18 protein-coding genes and 1 pseudogene are annotated in these 21,211 nt (G+C 68.8%); 12 read left to right on the top strand and 7 right to left on the bottom strand.

Annotated elements, in window-relative coordinates:
• Nucleotides 1-57 precede the first annotated feature (57 nt).
• From LRS03_RS09780 to LRS03_RS09790, 3 genes are all read left to right on the top strand, one after another.
• Nucleotides 58-3,216: an NAD(P)-binding protein gene (locus LRS03_RS09780; protein WP_257825249.1), complete on the top strand. Its 3,159-nt coding sequence runs from the start codon at nucleotides 58-60 to the stop codon at nucleotides 3,214-3,216.
• A 113-nt stretch (nucleotides 3,217-3,329) separates the two neighbouring features.
• Nucleotides 3,330-4,625 carry a 7TM diverse intracellular signaling domain-containing protein gene (locus tag LRS03_RS09785; RefSeq protein WP_257825250.1) on the top strand — a complete coding sequence of 432 codons (1,296 nt, stop codon included), beginning with the start codon at nucleotides 3,330-3,332 and terminating at the stop codon, nucleotides 4,623-4,625.
• Nucleotides 4,529-5,026, top strand: a complete 498-nt coding sequence (locus LRS03_RS09790) for a GGDEF domain-containing protein (RefSeq protein WP_257825251.1) — start codon at nucleotides 4,529-4,531, stop codon at nucleotides 5,024-5,026. The genes LRS03_RS09785 and LRS03_RS09790 overlap by 97 nt, the downstream gene beginning before the upstream one ends.
• Here the strand turns inward: LRS03_RS09790 and rsgA are convergent.
• The 3 genes from rsgA to LRS03_RS09805 form a co-directional block, all read right to left on the bottom strand.
• Nucleotides 5,023-6,108, bottom strand: coding sequence for a ribosome small subunit-dependent GTPase A (rsgA, locus tag LRS03_RS09795; protein ID WP_257825252.1), 1,086 nt, complete (start codon nucleotides 6,106-6,108; stop codon nucleotides 5,023-5,025). The two genes, LRS03_RS09790 and rsgA, sit on opposite strands and share 4 nt — an antisense overlap.
• A 306-nt stretch (nucleotides 6,109-6,414) precedes the next feature.
• On the bottom strand, nucleotides 6,415-6,663 hold the full coding sequence (locus LRS03_RS09800; protein WP_257825253.1) for a hypothetical protein: 249 nt from the start codon (nucleotides 6,661-6,663) through the stop codon (nucleotides 6,415-6,417).
• 70 nt (nucleotides 6,664-6,733) lie between these two features.
• Complete coding sequence (locus LRS03_RS09805; RefSeq protein WP_374685048.1) at nucleotides 6,734-7,471, bottom strand: 2OG-Fe dioxygenase family protein; 738 nt, start codon at nucleotides 7,469-7,471, stop codon at nucleotides 6,734-6,736.
• Nucleotides 7,472-7,575: 104 nt separating this feature from the next.
• On the opposite strand from LRS03_RS09805, the gene trhA reads away from it, so the two are divergent.
• The 4 genes from trhA (at nucleotide 7,576) to LRS03_RS09825 (ending at nucleotide 9,615) form a co-directional block, all read left to right on the top strand.
• The gene (gene trhA / locus LRS03_RS09810) at nucleotides 7,576-8,190 is read left to right on the top strand and encodes a PAQR family membrane homeostasis protein TrhA (RefSeq protein ID WP_257825254.1); all 615 of its coding nucleotides are present in this window, start codon (nucleotides 7,576-7,578) and stop codon (nucleotides 8,188-8,190) included.
• Nucleotides 8,190-8,684 (top strand): cupin domain-containing protein, encoded by a 495-nt coding sequence (locus tag LRS03_RS09815; RefSeq protein WP_257825255.1) that lies wholly within the window; start codon nucleotides 8,190-8,192, stop codon nucleotides 8,682-8,684. Before trhA ends, LRS03_RS09815 begins: the two co-directional genes overlap by 1 nt.
• Nucleotides 8,681-8,935: a VF530 family protein gene (locus LRS03_RS09820; RefSeq protein WP_257825256.1), complete on the top strand. Its 255-nt coding sequence runs from the start codon at nucleotides 8,681-8,683 to the stop codon at nucleotides 8,933-8,935. Before LRS03_RS09815 ends, LRS03_RS09820 begins: the two co-directional genes overlap by 4 nt.
• Before the next feature lie 164 nt (nucleotides 8,936-9,099).
• Nucleotides 9,100-9,615: a porin family protein gene (locus LRS03_RS09825; protein ID WP_257825257.1), complete on the top strand. Its 516-nt coding sequence runs from the start codon at nucleotides 9,100-9,102 to the stop codon at nucleotides 9,613-9,615.
• Nucleotides 9,616-9,668: 53 nt separating this feature from the next.
• Here LRS03_RS09825 and LRS03_RS09830 read toward each other — a convergent pair whose 3' ends face one another.
• Together LRS03_RS09830 and LRS03_RS09835 are read right to left on the bottom strand one after the other, a co-directional pair.
• A complete protein-coding gene (locus LRS03_RS09830; RefSeq protein ID WP_257825258.1) occupies nucleotides 9,669-9,950 on the bottom strand; it encodes an RNA-binding S4 domain-containing protein in 282 nt (93 codons plus the stop codon).
• Nucleotides 9,947-10,951 carry an LLM class flavin-dependent oxidoreductase gene (locus LRS03_RS09835; protein WP_257825259.1) on the bottom strand — a complete coding sequence of 335 codons (1,005 nt, stop codon included), beginning with the start codon at nucleotides 10,949-10,951 and terminating at the stop codon, nucleotides 9,947-9,949. Before LRS03_RS09835 ends, LRS03_RS09830 begins: the two co-directional genes overlap by 4 nt.
• Nucleotides 10,952-11,151: 200 nt before the next feature.
• Between LRS03_RS09835 and LRS03_RS09840 the strand changes: the two genes are divergently transcribed.
• From LRS03_RS09840 to LRS03_RS09860, 5 genes are all read left to right on the top strand, one after another.
• Nucleotides 11,152-11,364: a cold-shock protein gene (locus LRS03_RS09840; protein WP_257825260.1), complete on the top strand. Its 213-nt coding sequence runs from the start codon at nucleotides 11,152-11,154 to the stop codon at nucleotides 11,362-11,364.
• A gap of 152 nt (nucleotides 11,365-11,516) precedes the next feature.
• Nucleotides 11,517-12,557, top strand: coding sequence for an NADP-dependent oxidoreductase (locus LRS03_RS09845; RefSeq protein WP_257825261.1), 1,041 nt, complete (start codon nucleotides 11,517-11,519; stop codon nucleotides 12,555-12,557).
• A 78-nt stretch (nucleotides 12,558-12,635) separates the two neighbouring features.
• Nucleotides 12,636-15,749, top strand: coding sequence for a PAS domain-containing protein (locus LRS03_RS09850; protein WP_257825262.1), 3,114 nt, complete (start codon nucleotides 12,636-12,638; stop codon nucleotides 15,747-15,749).
• Between the two features lie 86 nt (nucleotides 15,750-15,835).
• The gene (locus tag LRS03_RS09855) at nucleotides 15,836-18,466 is read left to right on the top strand and encodes a S8 family serine peptidase (protein ID WP_257825263.1); all 2,631 of its coding nucleotides are present in this window, start codon (nucleotides 15,836-15,838) and stop codon (nucleotides 18,464-18,466) included.
• Entirely contained in the window at nucleotides 18,463-18,957 is a 495-nt protein-coding gene (locus tag LRS03_RS09860) for a protease complex subunit PrcB family protein (RefSeq protein WP_257825264.1), read from the top strand. Before LRS03_RS09855 ends, LRS03_RS09860 begins: the two co-directional genes overlap by 4 nt.
• Before the next feature lie 7 nt (nucleotides 18,958-18,964).
• Here LRS03_RS09860 and LRS03_RS09865 read toward each other — a convergent pair whose 3' ends face one another.
• A complete protein-coding gene (locus tag LRS03_RS09865; protein WP_308296414.1) occupies nucleotides 18,965-19,474 on the bottom strand; it encodes a M3 family metallopeptidase in 510 nt (169 codons plus the stop codon).
• Between the two features lie 16 nt (nucleotides 19,475-19,490).
• Nucleotides 19,491-21,059 (bottom strand): annotated as a pseudogene (locus tag LRS03_RS09870) (M3 family metallopeptidase); the annotation flags it as partial.
• Nucleotides 21,060-21,211: the final 152 nt, after the last annotated feature.

Genomic DNA, 21,211 nt, shown 5'->3' on the forward strand with positions numbered 1-21,211 from the left:
ACGCCAGATACCGCCCTGATACTCCGCGCTCATCGCCAGCACTGGAGGAGGGGTTCCATGTCGTCATCGAACGCGAATCGTCCCGACTTTCTCTACCCCGCGGGCTCGGTGCTGATGCACCCCCCGCTGCAACTGCAGAACTCCGAGATGTACGGGTTCTTCGTCAAGGGCGAGCTGCCCAAGCTGCAGGCGACGGTCGACTCGACCCTCACCGCGGTGGCCGGCGGCGAGATGCGCTTCGTGGTGTGTTCGCCCTTCGTGATGCTCACCTTCACCAAGGTGCACAAGGCGTTTTCCACCTGGCCCAGCGACGAAGCGAAAGGCTGGGGCGAGGAGGTCGACATCATCACCTGGGTGATGGTCGGCCAGATCGACAAGGGCGACGACAAGATCAGCCGCATCTTCTTCTACCCCTGCCACATCTTCGTCGACAGCTGCATGGCGCTCATCAACGGGCGCGAGCTGTTCGGCTACCCCAAGTACCAGTGCGAATACGAGATGCCCGAGCCGGGCCAGCCGGCGCGGCACTTCTCGCTCTCGGCGCAGGGCTTCCAGCCCTTCTCGCCCGACTCGCGGCTCGCCTTGCACCCGCTGATCGAGGTGAACGCGACCACCGACCGCCACGGCGTGCGCAAGCTCGGGGGCCTCCTGGAGCTGATCGAAGAAGGCATCGAGTTGCTCGCGGCCAACCTGCCCGCGATGCTGGAGCTCGACAAGGAAGGCTGGGAGCAGATCGCCAACATGCTGCGCAGCCCGGGTTGCGAGCAGATCTTCCTGAAGCAGTTTCCCGATGCGTCGGGCGTGAAGGCGGTCTACCAGGCCATCATCGCGGCACCGGCCAAGGTCAACGCGGTGCACGCGGTGGAGCTCTACGAAGACGACTTCGAGGTCACGCTGCACGAGTTTGCGAGCTTTCCGCTGAACGAATCGCTGGGCCTTTCGCTCGGCGCGCAGCCGGGCATCCTGCCCTTCCACATCAGCTTCGACTTCGAGGTGACGCCCGGCGAGGTGATTTACGACAACTCGGTCGTCAAGCCCAAGAAGATCGCCATCCTCGGCGGCGGCGTCTCGGCGATGACGACAGCCTTCTACCTGACCGACCAGCCCGGCTGGCAGAACCGGTACGACATCACCGTCTACCAGATGGGCTGGCGCCTGGGCGGCAAGGGCGCGAGCGGGCGCAACGCGCAGATCGGCCAGCGCATCGAAGAGCACGGGCTGCACATCTGGTTCGGCTTCTATCAGAACGCCTTTCGCACCATCCAGAAGGCCTATGCGCTGATGGGCCGCCCGCCCGGCGCGCCGCTGGCCACCTGGCAGGACGCCTTCAAGCCGCAGCACTCCTTCTGTCTGAGCGAGCTGATCCACGGCGAGTGGCGGCAGTGGCTGATCGACACGCCCGAGATGCCGGGCGTTCCCGGCCACAGCGACGAAGAGGTGACGCTGTGGGACATCGCGCTCACGATGTACGAGTGGGTGAAGATGTGGCTCGGCGAGCTTGACGCGAAGCACGGCAGCGTGCGCGTGGTGACGCGCACCACGGGCGCGGTGGCCGTCGCCGAAACGGCGGGCGGCGGCTGGCTCGAAGCCATCGCCGAACGCATCGAGCGCACCGTCGAGACCATCGCGGCCGACGTGCACAGCGTCTTCGACGCCGCCTGGGCCTTCGTGCAGAGCCTGCCCGGCCTCGCCGAACAGGACGACCACGACCACGTGCTGCAGGCCGCCACGCTCAAGGGCGTGCGCGCCGCACTGCAGGAACGCTACGCCGCCGAGGCCGAAGACGACAGCGTGGCCGACGACCTGCGCCACCTCTACATCTGCATCGACCTCGCGCTCGCGTCGCTCATCGGCATGCTGGAAGACGGCGTCTTCGTGCACGGCTTCGACGTCATCAACGACATCGACCTGCGTGCCTGGTTCATCAAGCATGGCGCCAACGAGAAGATCAGCGTCGACTCGGCGCCCGTCCGTGGCCTCTACGACCTCGTCTTCGCCTACGAAGACGGCGACTTCGACCGCCCCAACATCGAAGCCGGCACCATGCTGCGCGGCATCTTCCGCATGACCTGCGCCTACCAGGGCGGCATCATGTGGAAGATGCAGGCCGGCATGGGCGACACCGTGTTCACGCCCTTCTACGAGGTGCTCAAGAAACGCGGCGTGAAGTTCAAGTTCTTCCACAAGGTGGAGGAGCTGATCCCCGAGGCCGGCAGCAACGCGGTCGGCCAGATCCGCATCACGCAGCAGGTGGAGGTGCCGGGCGGCGACTACAACCCGCTGGTGCCGGTGAAGGGCCTGGCCTGCTGGCCGAGCGCACCCAAGTACGAGCTGCTCGATGCGGCGCAGGCCGCGCTGCTGCAGCAGGGCCAGATCAACCTCGAATCGAACTGGAGCAACTGGCCCGACCTGTACCAGCAGACCTTCCACAAGCCGCTGCCCACGCTCACGCTGCAGCGCGGCGTCGACTTCGACGAGGTGGTGTTCGGCATCGCGCAAGACGCGCTGCAGCTCATCTGCCCGCAGCTGGTGGCCCGCAGCCCCACGATGCAGGCCGCCTGCGCCAAGGTGAAGACGGTGGCCACGCAGGCCTACCAGGTGTGGCTCGACAAGGACCTGCACCAGCTCGGCTGGACGTACTACGGCCGCGACGACGAATCCCCCGTGCTCACCGCCTACACCGAGCCCTTCGACACCTGGGCTCCGATGGACCAGACGCTGCCGCGCGAAGACTGGCCGCAGCCTTACCAGCCCAGGAATGTCTCCTACTTCTGCAGCGCGCTGCCGGTGAAGGTGTACCCGCCCTTCAGCGACCACGCCTACCCGGCACGCATGGCGGCCGAAGTGAAGCGCGGCGCGATCCACCAGCTCAAGCACCAGATCTACAACCTCTGGCCGGCCATCGCAACACCGCAGGACTTCGACTGGTCGACCCTCGTCGACATGAGCGGCGGCGTGGGCGAGAAACGTTTCGACAGCCAGTACTGGCGCGCCAACGTCGACCCCTCGGAGCGCTACGTGCTCTCGGTGGTCAACAGCACCGAGGCCCGCCTGCACACCGACAACACCGGCTTCGCCAACTTCTACGTGACCGGTGACTGGATCAGGACCGGCATCAACGCCGGCTGCGTGGAAGCCGCGGTGATGGCCGGCATGCAGACCTCGCGTGCCATCAGCGGTTACCCGGAAGTGATCGTGGGCGAAAAGGACTTGTGACAACTGCGACCTGAAAACCGCCGACTTGCGCACGGAGTTGCCCACTCCGTGGCACATGAAGGCCGTGCATTTGTTACATTCCAGGCCACCCAAAAGAACGGAGGGGTAGCCGCATGCCAGGGTTGTCAGACCCTCTGCGCCGTGCACTGCACTGGCTGTTTGTCGCGTGTGCCGTTGTCGCGGCCGCACTCTTCGCCCCCCTCACCCAGGCGCAACCGAACCCGATCTCGCTGAACGCCGACGTCGAAGTCGAGATCTCGACACGCGGCCAGCTCTACCTGGCGCAAGACGAAGCGCCGCCGGCATCCGCCGAGGAACTGTCGGCCTGGCTGGCCCGGCACAAGCAGGCCGAGCGGGTGAGCCTCTTCGGCGGCAGCTACTGGTTCTTTGCCACCGTTCAGAACGACACCCTGCAGACGCGCTGGGTGATCGACCCGACCGGCACGCTGATGGAGCGCATCGAGGTGCGCGTCTACACCGAAGGCAAGCCGGTGCAGTCGTTCGTCACCGGCTACAACACGAGCGGTGCGTACATGATGCATTACGGCGGCAACGTGGAGCTGCCGCCGGGCGCCGTCGCGCAAGTGCTGCTGCGCATCGAGAGCCGCTATTTCGCGCGCTACCCGAGCGTGTACGTCGCCAGCGAAACCAACTACCGCAAGACGGTGGTGGCCGAGAACGTGCTCACGCTGTGCGCACTGGGCGCGATGCTCGTGCTCGCGCTCTACAACCTCTTCGTCTACTTCGGTGTGCGCGACAAGGCGATGCTGTACTACGCGCTCTACCTGCTGGTGGCCACGCCCTCGTGGGCGCTCACGCTGCACGTGGGCTCGGACTGGCTCGGCTGGCGCGGGCTCGCGTGGCACTACGTCGCCTTCATGCTGGGCGCGGTGTTCAACACCATGTTCTTCCTGGAGTTTCTGCACCTGAAGGAACATGCCCCGCGCCTGGCCTGGGTGGCGCGCGGCAACATGTACGTGACGCTCGCGATCACGCCGGTGTGTTTCATCTCGGTCGCGTATGCGCACCTGCTCGCCACGGCGGTGATCTCGGTCACGCTCACCACGGCGCTCGTCGCCGGCATGATCCGGCTCGGCCAGGGTTTCCTGCCGGCACGCTATTTCCTCGCCGCCTTCTTCGCACTCCTGCTGCCGGCCATCCTGATCCTGCCGGCCAACTTCGGCCTGGTGCCGAGCGTGATGCGCAACATCGAAGCTTCTTCACCCTGCTCGGCGCGACCACCGACGCAGTGCTGCTCGCCTTCGCGCTGGCCGACAAGATCCGCCTGCTCGGCCGCGAGAAAGATGCCTACATGCGCCAGCTCAACGACGCGCTCACCCAGGCCAGCACCGACTCGCTCACCGGCATCGGCAACCGCCACGCCTTCGACCGCGCGCTCGCCGGCATGACCCACGTGCCCAGCGACCCGAATGCCTCGCAGCGCGTGATGCTGGTGATGATCGACCTCGACGGCCTGAAGCGCATCAACGACGAGCGTGGCCACGCCCACGGCGACAGCCTGCTGCGCGAATTCGCCCAGAGCCTGAGCGTCGTCAAGGACGACGGCATGGGTGTCTTCCGCCTCGGCGGCGACGAGTTCGCCGTGCTCGGCGAGCGCCACCAGGAAGACCTGGTGCGCCACACCCTCGTCGTCGTCGAGCGCAAGCTGCATCAAGCCGGCTACCCCGACGCCGGCATCAGCTACGGCATCGCCTTCGGCTCCGAGATCAACTCGGGCTCGCAGCTGCTCATGCACGCGGACGCGCGCATGTACCTGCATAAAACGGCCAAGCGCACCCAGCCCGCCTAGCGCTCGCCGCGTTTGCTTTTCGAGCGCTCACGACCGGCGCGCGTCAGCGTCTTCCATCGCGACAGCTGGGCCTGGCGTTCCAGCGCAGTGAGCGTGTCGCGCCGGAGTTCGCGCTGCAGCTTCTGGTAGTTGCGCAGGCGGTCGGGCGACACACCTTCGCGCACCGCACAGCCGGGCTCGGCGCCATGCTGGCAATCGCGGAAGCGGCAACGGGGCGCCAGCGCGGCGATGTCGCCGAACACCGCATCGAGCGAAGCTTCATCGACATCCGGCCGCAGCGTTCGCACGCCGGGCGTGTCGATCACGCAGGCACCGCCCGGCAGGCGGTGGAGCGAACGCGAGGTGGTGGTGTGCTTGCCGCGGCTGTCATGCTCGCGCACGGCACCGGTGTCTTGCACCGCCGCGCCGAGGAGCGCGTTGGTCAGCGTCGATTTGCCGGCACCCGAGGAGCCGAGCAGCACCAGCGTCTGGCCCCCGCCGAGCCACGGCGCGAGGTGATGTGCGCTGGCTGGGTCCCGCCCGTCGATCGCCAGCATCTCCAGCCCGCGTGGCAGGCGCCCCCGCAACTCAGCCAGTGCGTCTGCCACGCGCTCGGGTGACACGGCATCGGCCTTGGTCAGCACGACCACGGGCGTCACGCCTTGCGTCTGCACGAGCGTCAGGAAACGCTCGAGACGGCGTGGGTTGTAGTCGTCGTCGAGCCCCATCACGAGCAGGGCGGTGTCGACGTTGCTCACCACCGGGTGGCGCCGGCCATCGGCGTCGCGGCGGGCAATGTGCGTGAGCGGCGCGATGCGCTCATGGACCCAGGGCTCGCCGTGGGCGTCCGCGGCGAGCAGCACCCAGTCGCCGACCGCGAGCGCAGTGTCGGCCTCGGCCAGCTCGCGGGTGAGGCGCGGCAACGGGCGCACACGGGTTTCCCGTTCGCCGTCGTGCACGACGAGCGTCTCGCGGTGCACTTCGGTCACACGCACCAGGCGTGGGGAAGCGCCGTCAGGCGTGGAGGGATGGGCGAAAGCCGCCTGGGCCATCGCCGGGGTCAAACCGATCGCGCGCAGTGGCGCGGCATCGAAGTCGATCATGGTGGGATCTGTCTTCCATCGTCAGGAATGCATGCAAACGCCAGCACGCGGCGCAGGGCCGTGTGCGGCAACGGTGGATGGAAGGGTCGTCGGCAGCAGCGCGCAGGCGCGGCAGCGACAGGTCAGATCCCGAACGGGCGTGAAGCGCTGGCGATGGGGCTCAGATGGCGGCGTCTGCGGCGACCCTGTGGAGGGCAATGTCAGCGTGTGTCATGGTTCTCTCCTTCAAGGTGGGTCGGTGGATGCACATCGACAGCCGATGTGCGGCGGCAGGGCGCGCAGTCTGGCACGCGCCTCGCGGGAGCGTCAACCGCGGTCGCGATTCAATTGTTGCGGGGGTGAATCGGGCACCTCGCGCGCCTCGATGTCGACCACATCGCCCGCCGGCGCACGCCGCCTCCCCATGCCGCCGAACGGCTGCGACGGATGCATGCGGAAGCGCTTTACCTGCGGCTTGCGCCCGCGCAGCAGGCTCCACACGATGAGCCAGAACGCAAGCACCAGGCCGAACAGCAGCGCCAGCAGGCCGAAGACAAGACCCACGGCCACCAACACCAGGCGCAACAGCGCAGACACCAATCTGGACACGACAAACTTTCAGGAGGACTGCAAGGCCCGGATTATCTCAAGCCGGCCCCTGGAAGCCGCCGGCGCGGAAGGTCAGCACCAGCGTGTCGCGGTGGCCGCCCGCATCCGTCGGCTGGATCGGCGTGCTTTCGTGGATGACACGCTCGTCGTCGAGCAGCAGCGTGGTCCACGCCTCGCTCATCGTGAAGCGGATGCCGCTCGGCCCCTGCGCTTCGAAGATGCGCGTCTCACCGCCCTTGATGCCGACACGGCTGACGAGGATCACCGCCACGAAATCGACGCCATCGCGGTGCGCGCCCTCGGGCGTGGGTCGGCCGATGCCGTCGGTGGTGTCGATGCGGAACTGGTGCGCCTCCACGTACCACGGCTGCACACCCTTGACCGACGAACACACCGCGCCCAGGCCACGCAGCAGGCGCGGCCAGGCCTCGTGGGCGACGACGCCCGGATCCATCGGCTCGAACCAGCGCTCCAGACCGCCGTGCAGCGCGTTGTATTCAACCGGCTGCCAGTGCGCACGGTGCGGTGCCTGCGTGACGAGGTCGCCTTCGAGCACGAAGCAGGAATGCCGGCGCCGCCGGTAACGGCCGCCATCGCGCAGGTAGGCGTCGGGTGGGAGAACGTTCCAGCTCGGCGCCAGGGCCTGCAGGTCGCCGCGTGCCACACCCACCAGCTCGCACAGGCCCGCGGGGCTGAGCGCGACGTGCCCCGCACTGCGCAGCAAGGGCGTCAGCTCGCGGGCCGGGACAAAAGGAGGTGGAAGCATCTGCGTCATGTGCGGAATGATGCCAGCCTTGGGTTAGATTTCCGCCATGCCGGCACTGCGCCGCCCCGCTTGCGGCGCACGACGGCTTCGACCTGATTTCGGAGTTTCCAGTCATGTACCACGGAGAACGCTTCAACAGCTACACCCACCTCGCCGGCCTATTGCTTGCCATCGGTGGCGCGGTCTGGCTCATCACCATGGCCGCATTGCGCGGCGACGCATGGCAGGTGGTGAGCTTCAGCATCTTTGCGGCCACGATGGTGCTGCTCTATGGTGCCTCGACGCTGTACCACAGCGTGCGTGGTGCCGCGAAGAAGGTGCTGGTGAAGTTTGACCATTGCGCGATCTACCTGCTCATCGCCGGCACCTACACACCGTTCACGCTCGTCACGTTGCGCGGGCCGTGGGGCTGGGCGCTCTTCGGCACCGTGTGGGGGCTGGCGCTGATCGGTATCGTCAAGGAGCTGTGGCTCGGCCGCGATCGTGTGCCCTCGGTGCCCCTGTACGTGGCAATGGGCTGGATGGGTGTCGTCGCCGCCGTGCCACTGGTGCAAGAGTTGCCCGGCGCTGGTCTCGCCTGGCTGGTGGCCGGCGGCCTGCTCTACACCATCGGCATCCTCTTCTACGCCAACGACGAGCGCTGGAAGCACGCCCACGGCGTGTGGCATCTCTTCGTGCTGGGCGGCACCGCCTCGCACTACTGCGCCGTGCTGCTCTACGTCGCCTGATGCGCGCACAGACCCTGATCGCGCAACTCGGGCTGCAGCCGCACCCCGAGGGCGGGCACTACCGCGAGTTCTTCCGCTCGCCCCACGGCGTGAGCCCTGATGACGGGCGCACGCGCCGCAGCGCGCTCACGAGCATCGACTTCCTGCTGCAGGCCGGCGAGTTCAGTGCCTGGCATCGTGTGGCCTCGGACGAGGCCTGGCACCTGCTCGAAGGCGACCCGCTGAAGCTGTGGTGCGTGCCGCCCTCGCTCGACCGTGTGGTGCAGGTGACGCTCGCGCCGGCCAGCGCCACCACCACGCCGCGGCACGTGGTGCCCGCCGGCTGGTGGCAGGCCGCAGGGCCGCTGGGCGCGTTTGCCTACGTGGGTGCCACCGTCGGCCCGGGTTTCGAGTTCGCCGACTTCAGCTTCGGCCGCGACGATGCGGGGTTCATGGCCGCGCTCGAGACGCTAGACAAGGGCTTGCTGCGCCTGGCCGGCAAGCCACACCGATGAACGCGCCGGCCCAACCTCGCAACCCGCTGCACGGCGTGACGCTGGAGCAGATGCTGAACGCACTCGTCGCGCATTTCGGCTGGCCCGGGCTCGGTGAGCAGATCAACATCCGCTGCTTCACCAGCGACCCGAGCATCTCGTCGAGCCTGCGCTTCCTGCGCAAGACGCCTTGGGCGCGCGAGAAGGTGGAAAGCCTCTACCTCTTCATGCTGCGGGAGCAGGCCCGCGCCGCTCGCCCACCGCGCCGCTGACGCCGTAGCGCACGCGTGGGGCATCTCCTACAGGAGAACCCAATAGAGGCCGACGCTCGGGCGCACGCTCGTCCGATCTTCATTTGTGGACCTCGCGGCCACCATTCCGGCACCGATGACCCACTTGGCATCGTGTTGAAGGACTACGCGAAAGGAAACCTCAAATGAACTTGAACAAACAACTTCTGGCGGCATGCGTTGCGGGCATCTGTGCGGTTTCGGCGGCTCAAGCGCAGGTGGCAGGCACCGGTCTCTACGTGGGCGGCAGCATCGGCCAGTCCAAGTGGAAGGGTGGCGATTTCGACGTCACCGACCGCAACAAGGTCGGCGGCAAGGCCCTTGTCGGCTACGACTTCACCCCGAACCTGGCGCTTGAACTCGGCTACATCAACTTCGGTGACTTCGGTGGCCTGGACGCCGACGGCGGCTTCGTCGACGGCGTGATCAAGGTGCCGTTCACGCCGCAGTGGACCGGCCTCGTCAAGGCGGGTGTGTTCCAGGGACGTGTCGACGCGGGCGAAACCAACCGCGATGGCACCTCGTACAAGGGTGGCCTCGGCATCCAGTACAACCTCACGCCGCAGCTCGGCGTGCGTGCCGAGTACGAGCGCTACAAGTTCGACGTGCTCGGCGGCCCGAAGTCCGACTTCGTGAGCGTGGGCGCGACCTACCGCTTCTGACGCCCGGGCTCTGAAGAAGCCCGACCGCCACGACTTGCGTCTCGCCGGAGGCGCTAGCTGCGGCGGTCGGGCTTTGGTTCGTGGGGCCGCTCGATGCCATCGAGCGGCGCCGGCATGGTGGGCGCATGCACCCTGACCCGCGCACCCGTCACGCTGACGACCTGCCCTGCGCGGATCTTCGCGGTCTTGCGCAACTCCTGCTGGCCATCGACCTGCACGAGTCCGTCAGCCACCATCGCCTTGCCCGCCCCGCCGCTGTGGGCCAGCCCGGTGACCTTGAGCAAGGCGTCGAGCGTGATGTAGTCGCCGTGCAGTTCGAATTCGATCAGTCTCATGACGGGCGAGTGTCCGCCAAACCGAAGGCCTGTGCCAGCAAGCTGTAAGACTTGCGGCGCACCGCCGGGTCGTGCGCCCAGGTGTTGATGACGATCTCGTCGAGCGACAGTTCGTCCGCCAGCGCCTGCAGCTTGCGCTTGACCTGCGCCGCCGTGCCGACGAAGGCCCGCTGACGCATCGGCTCGACCACACGCTCCAGCTCATCTACCGTGAAGCCACGCGCCGCCACCGCCTCCGGCGATTGCAGCGGCCCCAACACACCGCGCCCGCGGTCGACGCGCCACCGCTCCCGGCTGAGCGCGTGGTGCAGCGCTTCTTCTTCGGTGTCGGCCGCCAGCGCCCACACGCAGATGGTCGCCTGCGGCGCGGGGTGGCGCTCGCTCGGCTGGTAGAGGCGGCGGTAGAGGTCGAGCGCCTGTTCGACGCCTTGCCCGTCGACGAAGAAATACGCGTAGGCATAGGGCAGGCCCATGTGCGCAGCCAGTTGCGCGCCGTAGTCGGAGCTGCCCAGCACCCACAGCTCGGGCGCGTGCGGCCCACGCGGGTGGGCGACCACGCCACGGTGCGGCTGCCCGCTCGTCCACGCCTGCAGCTCTCGGATCTGCTCGGGAAAATGCTCCGCCGTGCCGTAGGTGTGCGGGTTGAGCGCCTGGGCAGTGCGCATGTCGCCGCCCGGCGCACGCCCCACGCCGAGGTCGATGCGCCCCGGCGCCAGGGCCTCCAGCACGCGGAACTGCTCGCTCACCTTGAGCGCCGAGTAGTGCGGCAGCATCACCCCGGCACTGCCGATGCGAATGCGCGTCGTGCGCGCGGCGATCGCCGCCATCAGCACCTCGGGCGCGCTGCCCACGATGGTGGGCAGGCTGTGGTGTTCGCTGAGCCAGAAGCGGTGGTAGCCAAGCGCCTCCACATGCTCGGCCAGCGCGAGCGTGTCGCGGATGGCCGCGTCTTCGCTGCTGCCGCTCAACGAGACGGATTGGTCAAGAACCGAGAGCTTCATGAAAAAAGGGACACGGATGCTGAGGTATATTCAGCCTACAGGTATACGCAAGACAGTGGTTGCGAGAGATTTTTTCGAACGCCGGCCTGGTTCCAGTCCGGTTCCGTCAGAACCCCCCGAGTACGTTTCTTGAGTGTCTCTGCGTGCGGAGCATGTGCTGCGCATTAATAACTTTGTTCAAAGAAAGATAGGAATCGTCCATGACGACTCAAACCGGAACCGTGAAGTGGTTCAACGAAAGCAAGGGCTACGGCTTCATCGCTCAAGACGCGGGTGGCGCTGACCTCTTCGCTCACTTCCGCGACATCCAAGGCTCAGGCTTCAAGACCCTGCTGGAAAACCAGCGCGTCGAATTCGAAGTCAAGCAAGGCCAGAAGGGCCTGCAAGCCGCGAACATTCGCGTGCTGGCTTGAGGCTCCGGCGCCCCAGGCGCCAGACTCTCTGAAAACGCGGCCCCGGCCGCGTTTTTTTATGCCCGATCGATGCCCATGGCGCTGACATCTGCGCGACAACGCCGCCTCCTGGGCGCACTAGCATTGCGCCACACATCCCAACGGAGACCGCCATGCCCGCCCTCACCGCCCTCACCAACCACCAGGTCCGCTTAGCCGCCCGCCCTGTGGGCAACACCAAGCCGAGCGACTGGAGCCACACCTCCGAGCCGGTGGCCGAGCCGCCCGCCGGTGGCGTGCTGGTCAAGACCCTGGTGCTCTCGCTCGACCCCGCGATGCGCGGCTGGATGAACGAAGGCAAGAGCTACATCCCGCCAGTGGGCATCGGCGAGGTGATGCGGGCCGGCGGCGTGGGCGTCGTCGTGGCCTCGAAGAACCCGGCCTATGCCGTGGGGGACCATGTCTACGCCAGCCTGGGCGTGCAGGAGTACTGCAGCATTCCCGAAAGCGAATTCAAGCGCGCCGGCCTGGCCAAGATCGACCTGCGCGCGGGCACGCCCACCCAGTGGCTCAATGTGCTGGGCATGCCCGGCATGACGGCCTACTTTGGCCTGATGGACGTGGGCCAACCCAAGGCTGGCGAGACGCTGGTCGTCTCGGGCGCCGCCGGTGCGGTGGGCCAGACGGTGGGCCAGCTGGCCAAGATCCGCGGGCTGCGCGTGGTCGGCATCGCTGGTGGCCCCGCCAAGTGCGAGTGGGTGGTCAAGGAGCTGGGCTTCGATGCCTGCATCGACTACAAGGCCGGTGACCTCAAGACTCAGCTGCGCGACCTGTGCCCGAAGGGCGTCGACATCTATTTCGACAACGTCGGCGGCGAGATCCTCGACACCGTGCTGACGCGCATCACGCGCGGCGCGCGCATTGTCATCTGCGGTGCGATCAGCCAGTACAACAACACGACCCCGATGCAAGGTCCGGCGAACTACATGTCGCTGCTGGTGAACCGCGCTCGCATGGAGGGCATGGTGGTGTTCGACTACGTCGACCGCTACCCCGTCGCCATCGCCGAGATGGCCGGCTACCTGAAGGCCGGCAAGATGAAGAGCAAGGAAGACGTGGTGACCGGCGGCGTGGACGCCTTCCCCTCGACCCTGCTCAAGCTCTTCAGCGGCGAGAACTTCGGCAAGCTGGTGCTGCAAGTCGCGACGGAGTAGGCACCGCGCGCCGGGAGCGGCCGCGCTCCCTCGAAAACGCGACCACATGGGGCACACGGGGGACTAGACTGCCCTCTCATGGCTCCCCCTCCGGCCCCGCCGACGTCGCCCAGCCTCGCCGCGGGGTGGGCCGCGGTGCTCGACGCCAGCACCGACGCGCTGGCCTTGCTCGACGAGCTGGGTCGCGTCGTCTGGGCCAACGCCGGCTGGGCCCAGGTCACCGGCCTGGCGCCCGCACAGGCCTTCGGCACCCCGATCGCCACGCTGCTACCCGGCCCCGCCGACGGGGTGCCCGACTGGCCGGGGCTGCTGCGTGACGGTGCGCCCCAGCAAGACCTGCCCCTGCGCTGGCACCGGGCCGGCGGTGAGCTGCGTCACGGCCTGCTCGCGCTGCGGCGGCTTGGCGCCGAGGAAGCCCTGCCCCCGGCCCACTGGCTGCTGCGCCTGCACGACACCACGGAACAGCATCGCCTGAGCGAAGAAGCCCGCCACAAGGCCGAGCTGCTCGACATGACGCAGGAAGTCGGGCGGCTGGCCGTGTGGGAGCGCGAGATCCCCGCCGGCACCGGCCGCTGGGACCGCCACATGTTCCATTTCTTCGGCCTGCCCGAAGGCGACGGCACGCCCTCGTTCGAAGAAGCCGCGCAGCGCATCCACCCGGACGATCGCCTGCCGGAAAGCTACCTTGCCTCGACCCGCGCCGCCGGTCGCTACGAGCACCACTACCGCATCGTGCTGCCCGACGGCAGCGTGCGCCGCGTGCATTCGCACTGGGAGGTGAAGACCTCGCCGACCGGTGTGCCCGACCGTGCCATCGGCCTGCTGGTCGACGACACCGAGGTCTACCGGCTGGCCGATGCGTACGACAAGACCAACGCCCACCTCAAGCTCGCCGTGGAAGCGGCCAACATCACGGTGTGGCGGCACGACCTCGCTCTCGACCGCTTCTTCTACAACGACCGCGGATTTCGCATCCTTGGCATGCCGCCGCGACCGGAGGGCATTTCGCGCGCCGAGTTGCGCGCGCTGATCCACCCCGATGACCTGCCGGGCATCGTGGCCTCGGCCGAACAATCGCTGCTCACCGACGACCCAGTCGACGTGCAGGCGCGCTACCGCCGCATCGACGGCAGCTGGGCCCACATCCTCACGCGGCGCGCGGTGCGCCGCAACGACAAGGGTGAGCCGGTCGAATTCATCGGCGTCGGGCTCGACATCACCGCCCAGGTGGAGCGCCTGCGCGAAGCCAGCGAGCTGGCCGAACGCCTGCAGATCGCGGTGAACGCCGCCGGCGTGGGCGTGTGGAGCCGCGACCCCGACAACCCGCGCGCCACCTGGAACGAGCAGATGTTCCGCATCACTGGCCGTCCGCCGCACCTGGGCGGGCCGACGCGCGAGGAGTGGATCAACGAGATCGTGCACCCCGACGACCGCGCGGCCATCCGTGCCGCGCGTGCGGCCGCCACGCGCGAGACGATGTCGCTGGAGCACGAATGCCGCATCGTGCGCCCCGACGGCGAGGTGCGCTGGCTGGTGCACCGCGTGCGCCGCGAGCGGCGCGACGGCGTGCTGATGGTCTTCGGCGTCACGCTCGACGTGACCGAGCGCGTGCGCGCCGAGATGGCGCTGCGCAGCGTCAACGAGCGGGTGGCGCTGGCCGCGCGCAGCGTGGGCATGGGCACCTGGGAGTGGAACGTCGACACCGGCGAGGCGGTGTGGGACGAAGCGATGTTCCGCCTGCGCGGCATGCCCCCGCAGCGCGAAGCGCTCAATGCGGCACAGCGCCTGGCCATGACGCACCCCGACGACGTCGAAGGCGTGAAGGCCGCGTTGCGACAGGCCGCGCGCAACACCGGGCCGACGTCGTACGAGTTCCGCGTGGTGTGGCCCGACGGCACGATCCGCTGGCTCGCCTCGCGCTCCACGCCGGCGCCCGATGCGGCCGGCGGCAGCACCAAGCGCATCGGCGTCAACTGGGACGTGACCGAAAGCAAGAAGGCCGAGGAGCGACAGCGCGAGCACGACCTTGCACTGCGCGAAAGCCGGGCCAAGTCGGAGTTCCTCTCGCGCATGAGCCATGAGCTGCGCACGCCGCTCAATGCGGTGCTCGGCTTCGCCCAGCTGCTCCTGATCGGCAAGGACGCACTGCCCCCGCAGGCGCGCCACAAGATCGCGCACATCCAGTCGGCCGGCGAACACCTGCTGGCCTTGATCGACGACGTGCTCGACCTCTCCAGCCTGGACAGCGAGCAGCTGCGGCTCGACCTGCAACCCGTACCCCTGCACCAGGTGCTGCGCGAGGCCTTGCCGCTCGTCGAAACCCTGGCGCGCAGCCACGGCGTCACGCTGCACGCCGGCACGCTGGACGGCACCGTGCTCGTCGACCGCACGCGCCTGCGCCAGATGCTCATCAACCTCCTGAGCAACGCCATCAAGTACAACCGGCCGCTGGGACACGTGTCGGTCACAAGCCTCGTCGAACGCGAGCAGGTGCTGCTGCAGGTGCAAGACACCGGCCTGGGCATGACGCCCGAGCAGCTCGCCCACCTCTTCGAGCCCTTCAACCGCCTGGGCCGCGAGCGCGAAGGCATCGAAGGCACGGGTATCGGCCTCGCCGTCGTGAAGGCACTCGCCAGGCGCATGAACGGCGAGATCACCGTCGAGAGCCAGGCCGGGCGCGGCTCGACCTTCACGGTGCGGCTGCCGCGTGTGGCCGAGCCGGCGCCGTCGCAAGACGGCAGCACGCCGACTGCCGCGCAGCAGGTCGCGCACCCGTCTGCGCCCACCCTCATGGCCGCCCGCCGCGGCAGCGTGCTCTACATCGAAGACAACCCGGTCAACGTGCTGCTGGTCGAAGAGCTGATCCGCATGCGGCCGGGCATCACGCTGTCGACGGCGACCACCGGCGTCGGCGGGGTCGCCCAGGCGGCACAGCTGCGGCCCGACCTGATCCTCATCGACATCCAGCTGCCCGACATCGACGGCTTCGAGGTGCTGCGCCACCTGCGCCAGCAGGCAAGCACGTCGCAAACCCCGTGCATCGCGCTATCGGCCAACGCCATGCCCGACGACATTGCCCGCGCCCGCAACGCAGGTTTCGCGGACTACTGGACGAAGCCGATCGACTTCGCCAACTTCCTGGCCGCACTTGACCTTCGATTCCCCGCGCTGCCGCGCGGTCACGACCAATGACACCTGCATGAGCCACCGTCCTGGGTGAGCATTCGTGCCCGCGGTGACGCAGATCGCCGCGCTCACGACAAAGCTCAGGAGGTTTCATGTCGCTTTCGCTGTCATCACGCATTGCCCTGCTGTCCGCTGCCGTTCTCGTTGCCGCCTGTGGCGGCGGCGGGGGAGACGGGGGCGGCTCGCCACTTCCACCCCCGCCGCCTCCGCCGGCCGGCAGCTTCCAGGTGTCGGGCCAGGTCCGGGTGGCCGACAACACGCTCGTCGACAGCGACGTCAACGACGTCAACGCGGCCTACGCGCCAAACGACAGCGTGGCCGCCGCGCAAGCCGTGCCCAACCCGGTGAGCCTGGCCGGCTACGTCAACGTCGCCGGCCAGGGCCCGAGCGGCCGCTCGCGCGTGCCCGGCGATCGCGACGACTACTTCCGCGTCGACGCGGTGGCGGGCCAGACGGTCTCGCTCATCGTCGGCGACCCGCTGGCCGGCGACATCGACCTCTTCCTCCACGACGAGAACGGCGTCGAGATCGACAGCTCCGAAGACACCGGCCGTTTCGAATCGGTGCCCATTCCGAGCACGGGCCGCTACTACGTGCGGGCGCATGCGTTTGCCGGCGCGAGCAGCTACGTGCTTGCCATCGGCCAGGCCACGGCCGCGGGCGCCGCGGCGAGCACGCTGCGGCGCAGCGCCGAATTCGTGCCCGGTGAGGTGGTCGTGCGCTGGCGCGAGCCGGCGCAGGTGCTGCAGGCCGGCAAGCGCAGCGCCGCCAGCGCGCTGTCGGTGCATGCGCTGTCCAAGGTGGCCGGCGCGACCGAAGGCGACTGGCTGGTCTCGCTCGACAACCCGCGCAGCCTGCTGGCGCTGTCGGGCAGCAGCCGGCGCGGCGCCCAGGCGGCGAGCGGCGCGCTGTCGGCCACTGACATGAAGACCGCCACCCTGCAGGCCATCAAGCGCCTGCGTGCAGACCCCGCGGTGCTCTATGCCGAGCCCAACTACATCCGCCACCGGATGGCCGTGCCCAGCGACCAGTACTACAACCTGCAGTGGCACTACCCGCTCATCAACCTGCCCGCCGCGTGGGACATCACCACCGGCAGCAACTCCGTGATCGTGGCCGTGATCGACACCGGCGTGCTGCTCGGCCACCCCGACCTCGCGGGCAAGCTCGTCGCCGGCTACGACTTCATCACCGACATCGGCAACGCCAACGACGGCAACGGCCCCGATGCCAACCCCGACGACCCGGGCGACAACGCCACGCCCAACGGCTCGAGCTTCCACGGCACGCACGTGGCCGGCACCATCGCCGCTTCGAGCAACACGACGCGCGGCGTCGCCGGCGTGGCCTGGGGCGCGCGCATCATGCCGCTGCGCGTGCTCGGCACCCGCGGGGGCACCTCGTTCGACATCACCCAGGCCGTGCGCTATGCCGCGCGTCTGCCGAACAGCTCGGGCACCCTGCCGGCACAACGCGCCGACATCATGAACCTGAGCCTGGGCGGCACCGGCTCCTCGCAAGCCGAGCAGAACGCCTACAACGAGGCTCGGGCGCAGGGCGTCATCATCGTGGCCGCAGCCGGCAACGACGGCAACGCGGTGCTCAACTACCCGGCCTCGTACGACGGCGTGATCTCCGTGAGCGCGGTGGGCATCCGCAAGACGCTCGCGAGCTATTCCAACTTCGGCTCGCGCGTCGACGTGGCCGCACCGGGCGGCGACTCGGGCGACGTCAACGGCGACGGCTACACCGACCTCGTGCTCAGCACCCACGGCGACGACAGCTCCGGCAGCGTGGTCTTCAACTACGGCTTCCAGGCCGGCACCTCGATGGCCACGCCGCATGTCGCGGGTGTGCTGGCGCTGATGAAATCGGTGAACGCCTCGCTCACGCCCGACGACATCGACCGCCTGCTCGCCGCCGGCCGGCTGACCACCGAGCTGGGCGCACCCGGCCGCGACGACCAGTTCGGCCACGGCCTCATCGACGCGCTGCGGGCGGTGCAGGCCGCGCAGAACGGCACCGACCCGACGCCCCCGCTGCTCGTGGCCACGCCGGGCACGCTCAACTTCACGCCCGCCACCACCTCGCAGACCCTGGTGCTCAGCAACAACGGCAGCCAGGCCCTGACCGTGACCGCGGTCAACGTGACACCGGGGACCAACTGGCTCACCGTCACGCCACCCGCCGCGCCCAATGGCCTGGGCACCTACACCGTCACCGTCAACCGCACCGGGCTCACCCCCGGCGCCTACAACGCCAGCATCGAGTTCGTGTCCACCGCCAACACGGTGAGCGTGCCGGTGGTGCTGCAGGTCACGGCCGGCGGCGGCACCGGGCCCAGCCCCAACCTCGGCGAGCTGTACATCCTGCTCGTCGACCCCGACACCATGACCGGCGTGGACCAGGTGCGGGCGCGCGCCACCGGCGGCGTCTACAACTTCCAGTTCACCGGCGTGGCGGCCGGCACCTACATCCTCGTGGCCGGCAGCGACCCCGACAACGACGACGTCCTGTGCAACGTGGGTGAAGCCTGCGGCGCCTACCTCACGCTCGACGAGCCGGTGCGCGTCACCGTCAACGCCAACCGCAGCGGGCTCAACTTCAGCGCCGGCTACGTGACCTCCATCGGCGCCCAGGGCCTCGGCTCGGGCAGCTGGAACCCACTGGCCCGCAGCCCCTCGGCGGGCGGCGGCAAACGACTGCGAGGAAGCACCCCATGACCCGACCCTTGAACCTGACCCTGCTCGGCGCCACCGCCCTGCTCGGCGCCTGCCAGGCGCAGGCCCCGGCCGCGCCGGCCGCCGTGCCGCACCAGGTGCTGCACACCGGCTCCCAGTGCAGCACCGAGACCCCCTCGGTGCGGCGCGTCACCGACGCCACCGCGCTGCGCCAGATCGTGCAAGGGCGCGCCCTTGGCGCCACGGTGGCGGTGCCGGCGGTCGACTTCGAGCGCTCGCTGGTGCTGCAGGTCTCGATCGGCCCGCAGCCCAACCCGGGCCACGGCATGAGCATCACCGGCGCGCGTGTGGAGGGCGCCTCGAAACGTCTCGTGCTCGACAGCGTCTGGGTGCTGCCTCAGCCGGGGCGCATGTACCCGATGATGGTCACGCTGCCCTGCGTGGTGGTCTCGGTGCCCCAGGGCGACTACCGCAGCGTGGCGGTGGTCGACGCGCAGGGCCGCGAACGCATCGCGGCCACGCTGGCGCGCTGACGGCGGCTCAGGCCGGCAGCACCTCGTCCAGCAGCCCGCGCTCGCGCAGCATCGGCTGCACCTGCGGGTCGCGCCCGCGGAAGGCCCGGTAGGCCTCACGCGGCTCGCGGCTGTTGCCGCTCGAATAGACGTGCTCGCGCAGGCGCTGCGCCACCGCCGCATCGAACGGGTCGCCCGCCTCGGTGAAGGCGTCGTAGCCGTCGGCGTCGAGCACCTCGGCCCACAGGTACACGTAGTAGCCGGCGGCATAGCCCGGGCCGGTGAAGAGGTGCAGGAAGTGCGGCAGGCGGTGGTTCATGCCGACGGCTGCCGGCAGCCCCATGCGCTCGACCTCGTCGCGCTCGAAGGCCACCACGTCGGGGCCCTCGGCCTCGGTGCGCGAGTGGATCGCCATGTCGACCCGGGCCGAGGCCAGGTAGCGCAGCGTCTCGTAGCCCTGGTTGAAGCGGTTGGCCGCCGCGATGCGTGCCACGAGTCTCATCGGGAATCGGCTCGCCCGTCGCGTGGTGCCGCGCATGGCGCTTGAGCACCTCGGGCTCGCTCAGCCAGTGCTCGAAGAGCTGCGAGGGCAGCTCGACGAAGTCGCGCAGTACGTTGGTGCCCGACAGGCGTTCGTAGTGCACGTCCGACAACAGGCCATGCAGCCCGTGGCCGAACTCGTGGAAGAGTGTGCGCGCATCGTCGAAGCTCAGCAGCGTGGGCTCGCCCGGCGCGCCCTTGGCGAAGTTGTTGTTGTTGGCGACGATGGGCAGCACCCGCTCGCCGTCGGCCTCGCGCGACTGCTGGCGGTACAGCGACATCCACGCCCCGCTGCGCTTGGTGGGCCGCGCGAAGTTGTCGTGCAGGAAGAGGCCGATCAGTTCGTCACCCGGCCCTGGCCCTGCGGCTTGCCACACCTCGTAGACCTGCACGTCGGGGTGGTAGGCGCGGATGTCGGCACGCGGCACGAAGCGCAGGCCGAAGAGGCGGTTGGCGCAATCGAACGCCGCTTCGACCATGCGATCGAGCGGAAAGAAGGGCTTCACCGCCGCCTCGTCGACGTGGAAGCGCGCCTTGCGCAGCTTCTCGGCGTGGTAGCGCCAGTCCCAGGCTTCGATCTGCGCCGGCTCGCCGTTCTCGGCGGCGAGCGCCGCCAGGTCGCGCTGCTCCTGCGCCGCCCGCTCGGCGGCCGGCACCCACACCTTGTCCAGCAGCTCGCTCACCGCCGAGCGTGTGCCGGCCATGGTGTCGGCGAGCGCGTAGTCGGCATAGCAGGCGTAGCCGAGCAGCCGCGCCTGCTCGCGGCGCAGCGTGAGGATCTCGCGCGCCAGCGGCCGGTTGTCGTGCGGGCCCTCGTGCTCGCCGCGGCTCACCCACGCGCGCCATGCGGCTTCGCGCAGGTCGCGCCGCTCGCTGAAGGTGAGGAAGGGCAGGATGTGCGAACGCGAGAGCGTGATCACATGCGCATCGCCTCCCGTGCCATCGGCGATGCCGCGCTCGGCGGCCGCCTGGCGCGCGGCCGCGCGCACGAAGTCGGGCAGGCCGGCGAGGTCGCGTTCGTCGCGCAGCACCAGGCGATAGGCCGACTCGTCGGCCAGCACGTTCTGGCTGAAGCGCGTGGTCAGCTCGGCCAGGCGCTGCATGACCTGCGCATAGCGCTTCTGGTCATCGTGGCCGAGCGTCGCGCCGGCGCGCACGAAGTCGAGATGCACACGCTCGACGAGCCGGCGCTGCTCGGCATCGAGCCCGAGCGCGTCGCGCCGCGCATGCAGCGCATCGACGCGCCGGAAGAGCGCCGCATTCATCGAGATCGCACTCGCGTGGGCAGCCAGCGGCACCGCCATCTCGCGCTCGACGGCCTGCAGCGCAGGCGAGGTCTCGCTCGCCGCGAGGTTGTGGAAGAGCGCCTCCACCCGCGCGAGCAGCCGGCCGCTGCGGTCGAGGGCGGCGATCGTGTTGTCGAAGCTCGGTGCGTCGGGGTGGGCGGCGATCGCGTCGACTTCCGCGCGGTGCTCGGCCAGCGCCAGGTCGAAGGCGGGCTTGAAGTGCTGGGCCTGCACCTCGGCAAACGGCGGCAGCCCGTGCGGCGTGGCCCAGGGTTGCACCAAGGGGTTGGAAGACATGGCGCGTCTCGCGTGGCAGAAGGTGCAGTCGATTCTAGGGAGCCGCCTCCAGCGCCACGCGTCGCGGGCGTGAAGTCCTTGTCAGCGGCTGTCGCCGCGGCGCCAGCCGAAACGACGAGCCGCTCCTATCATGGTCCGCAACCTCAGCCCCG

Source organism: Rhizobacter sp. J219 (genome assembly GCF_024700055.1).
Classification (GTDB): Bacteria; Pseudomonadota; Gammaproteobacteria; order Burkholderiales; family Burkholderiaceae_C; genus Rhizobacter.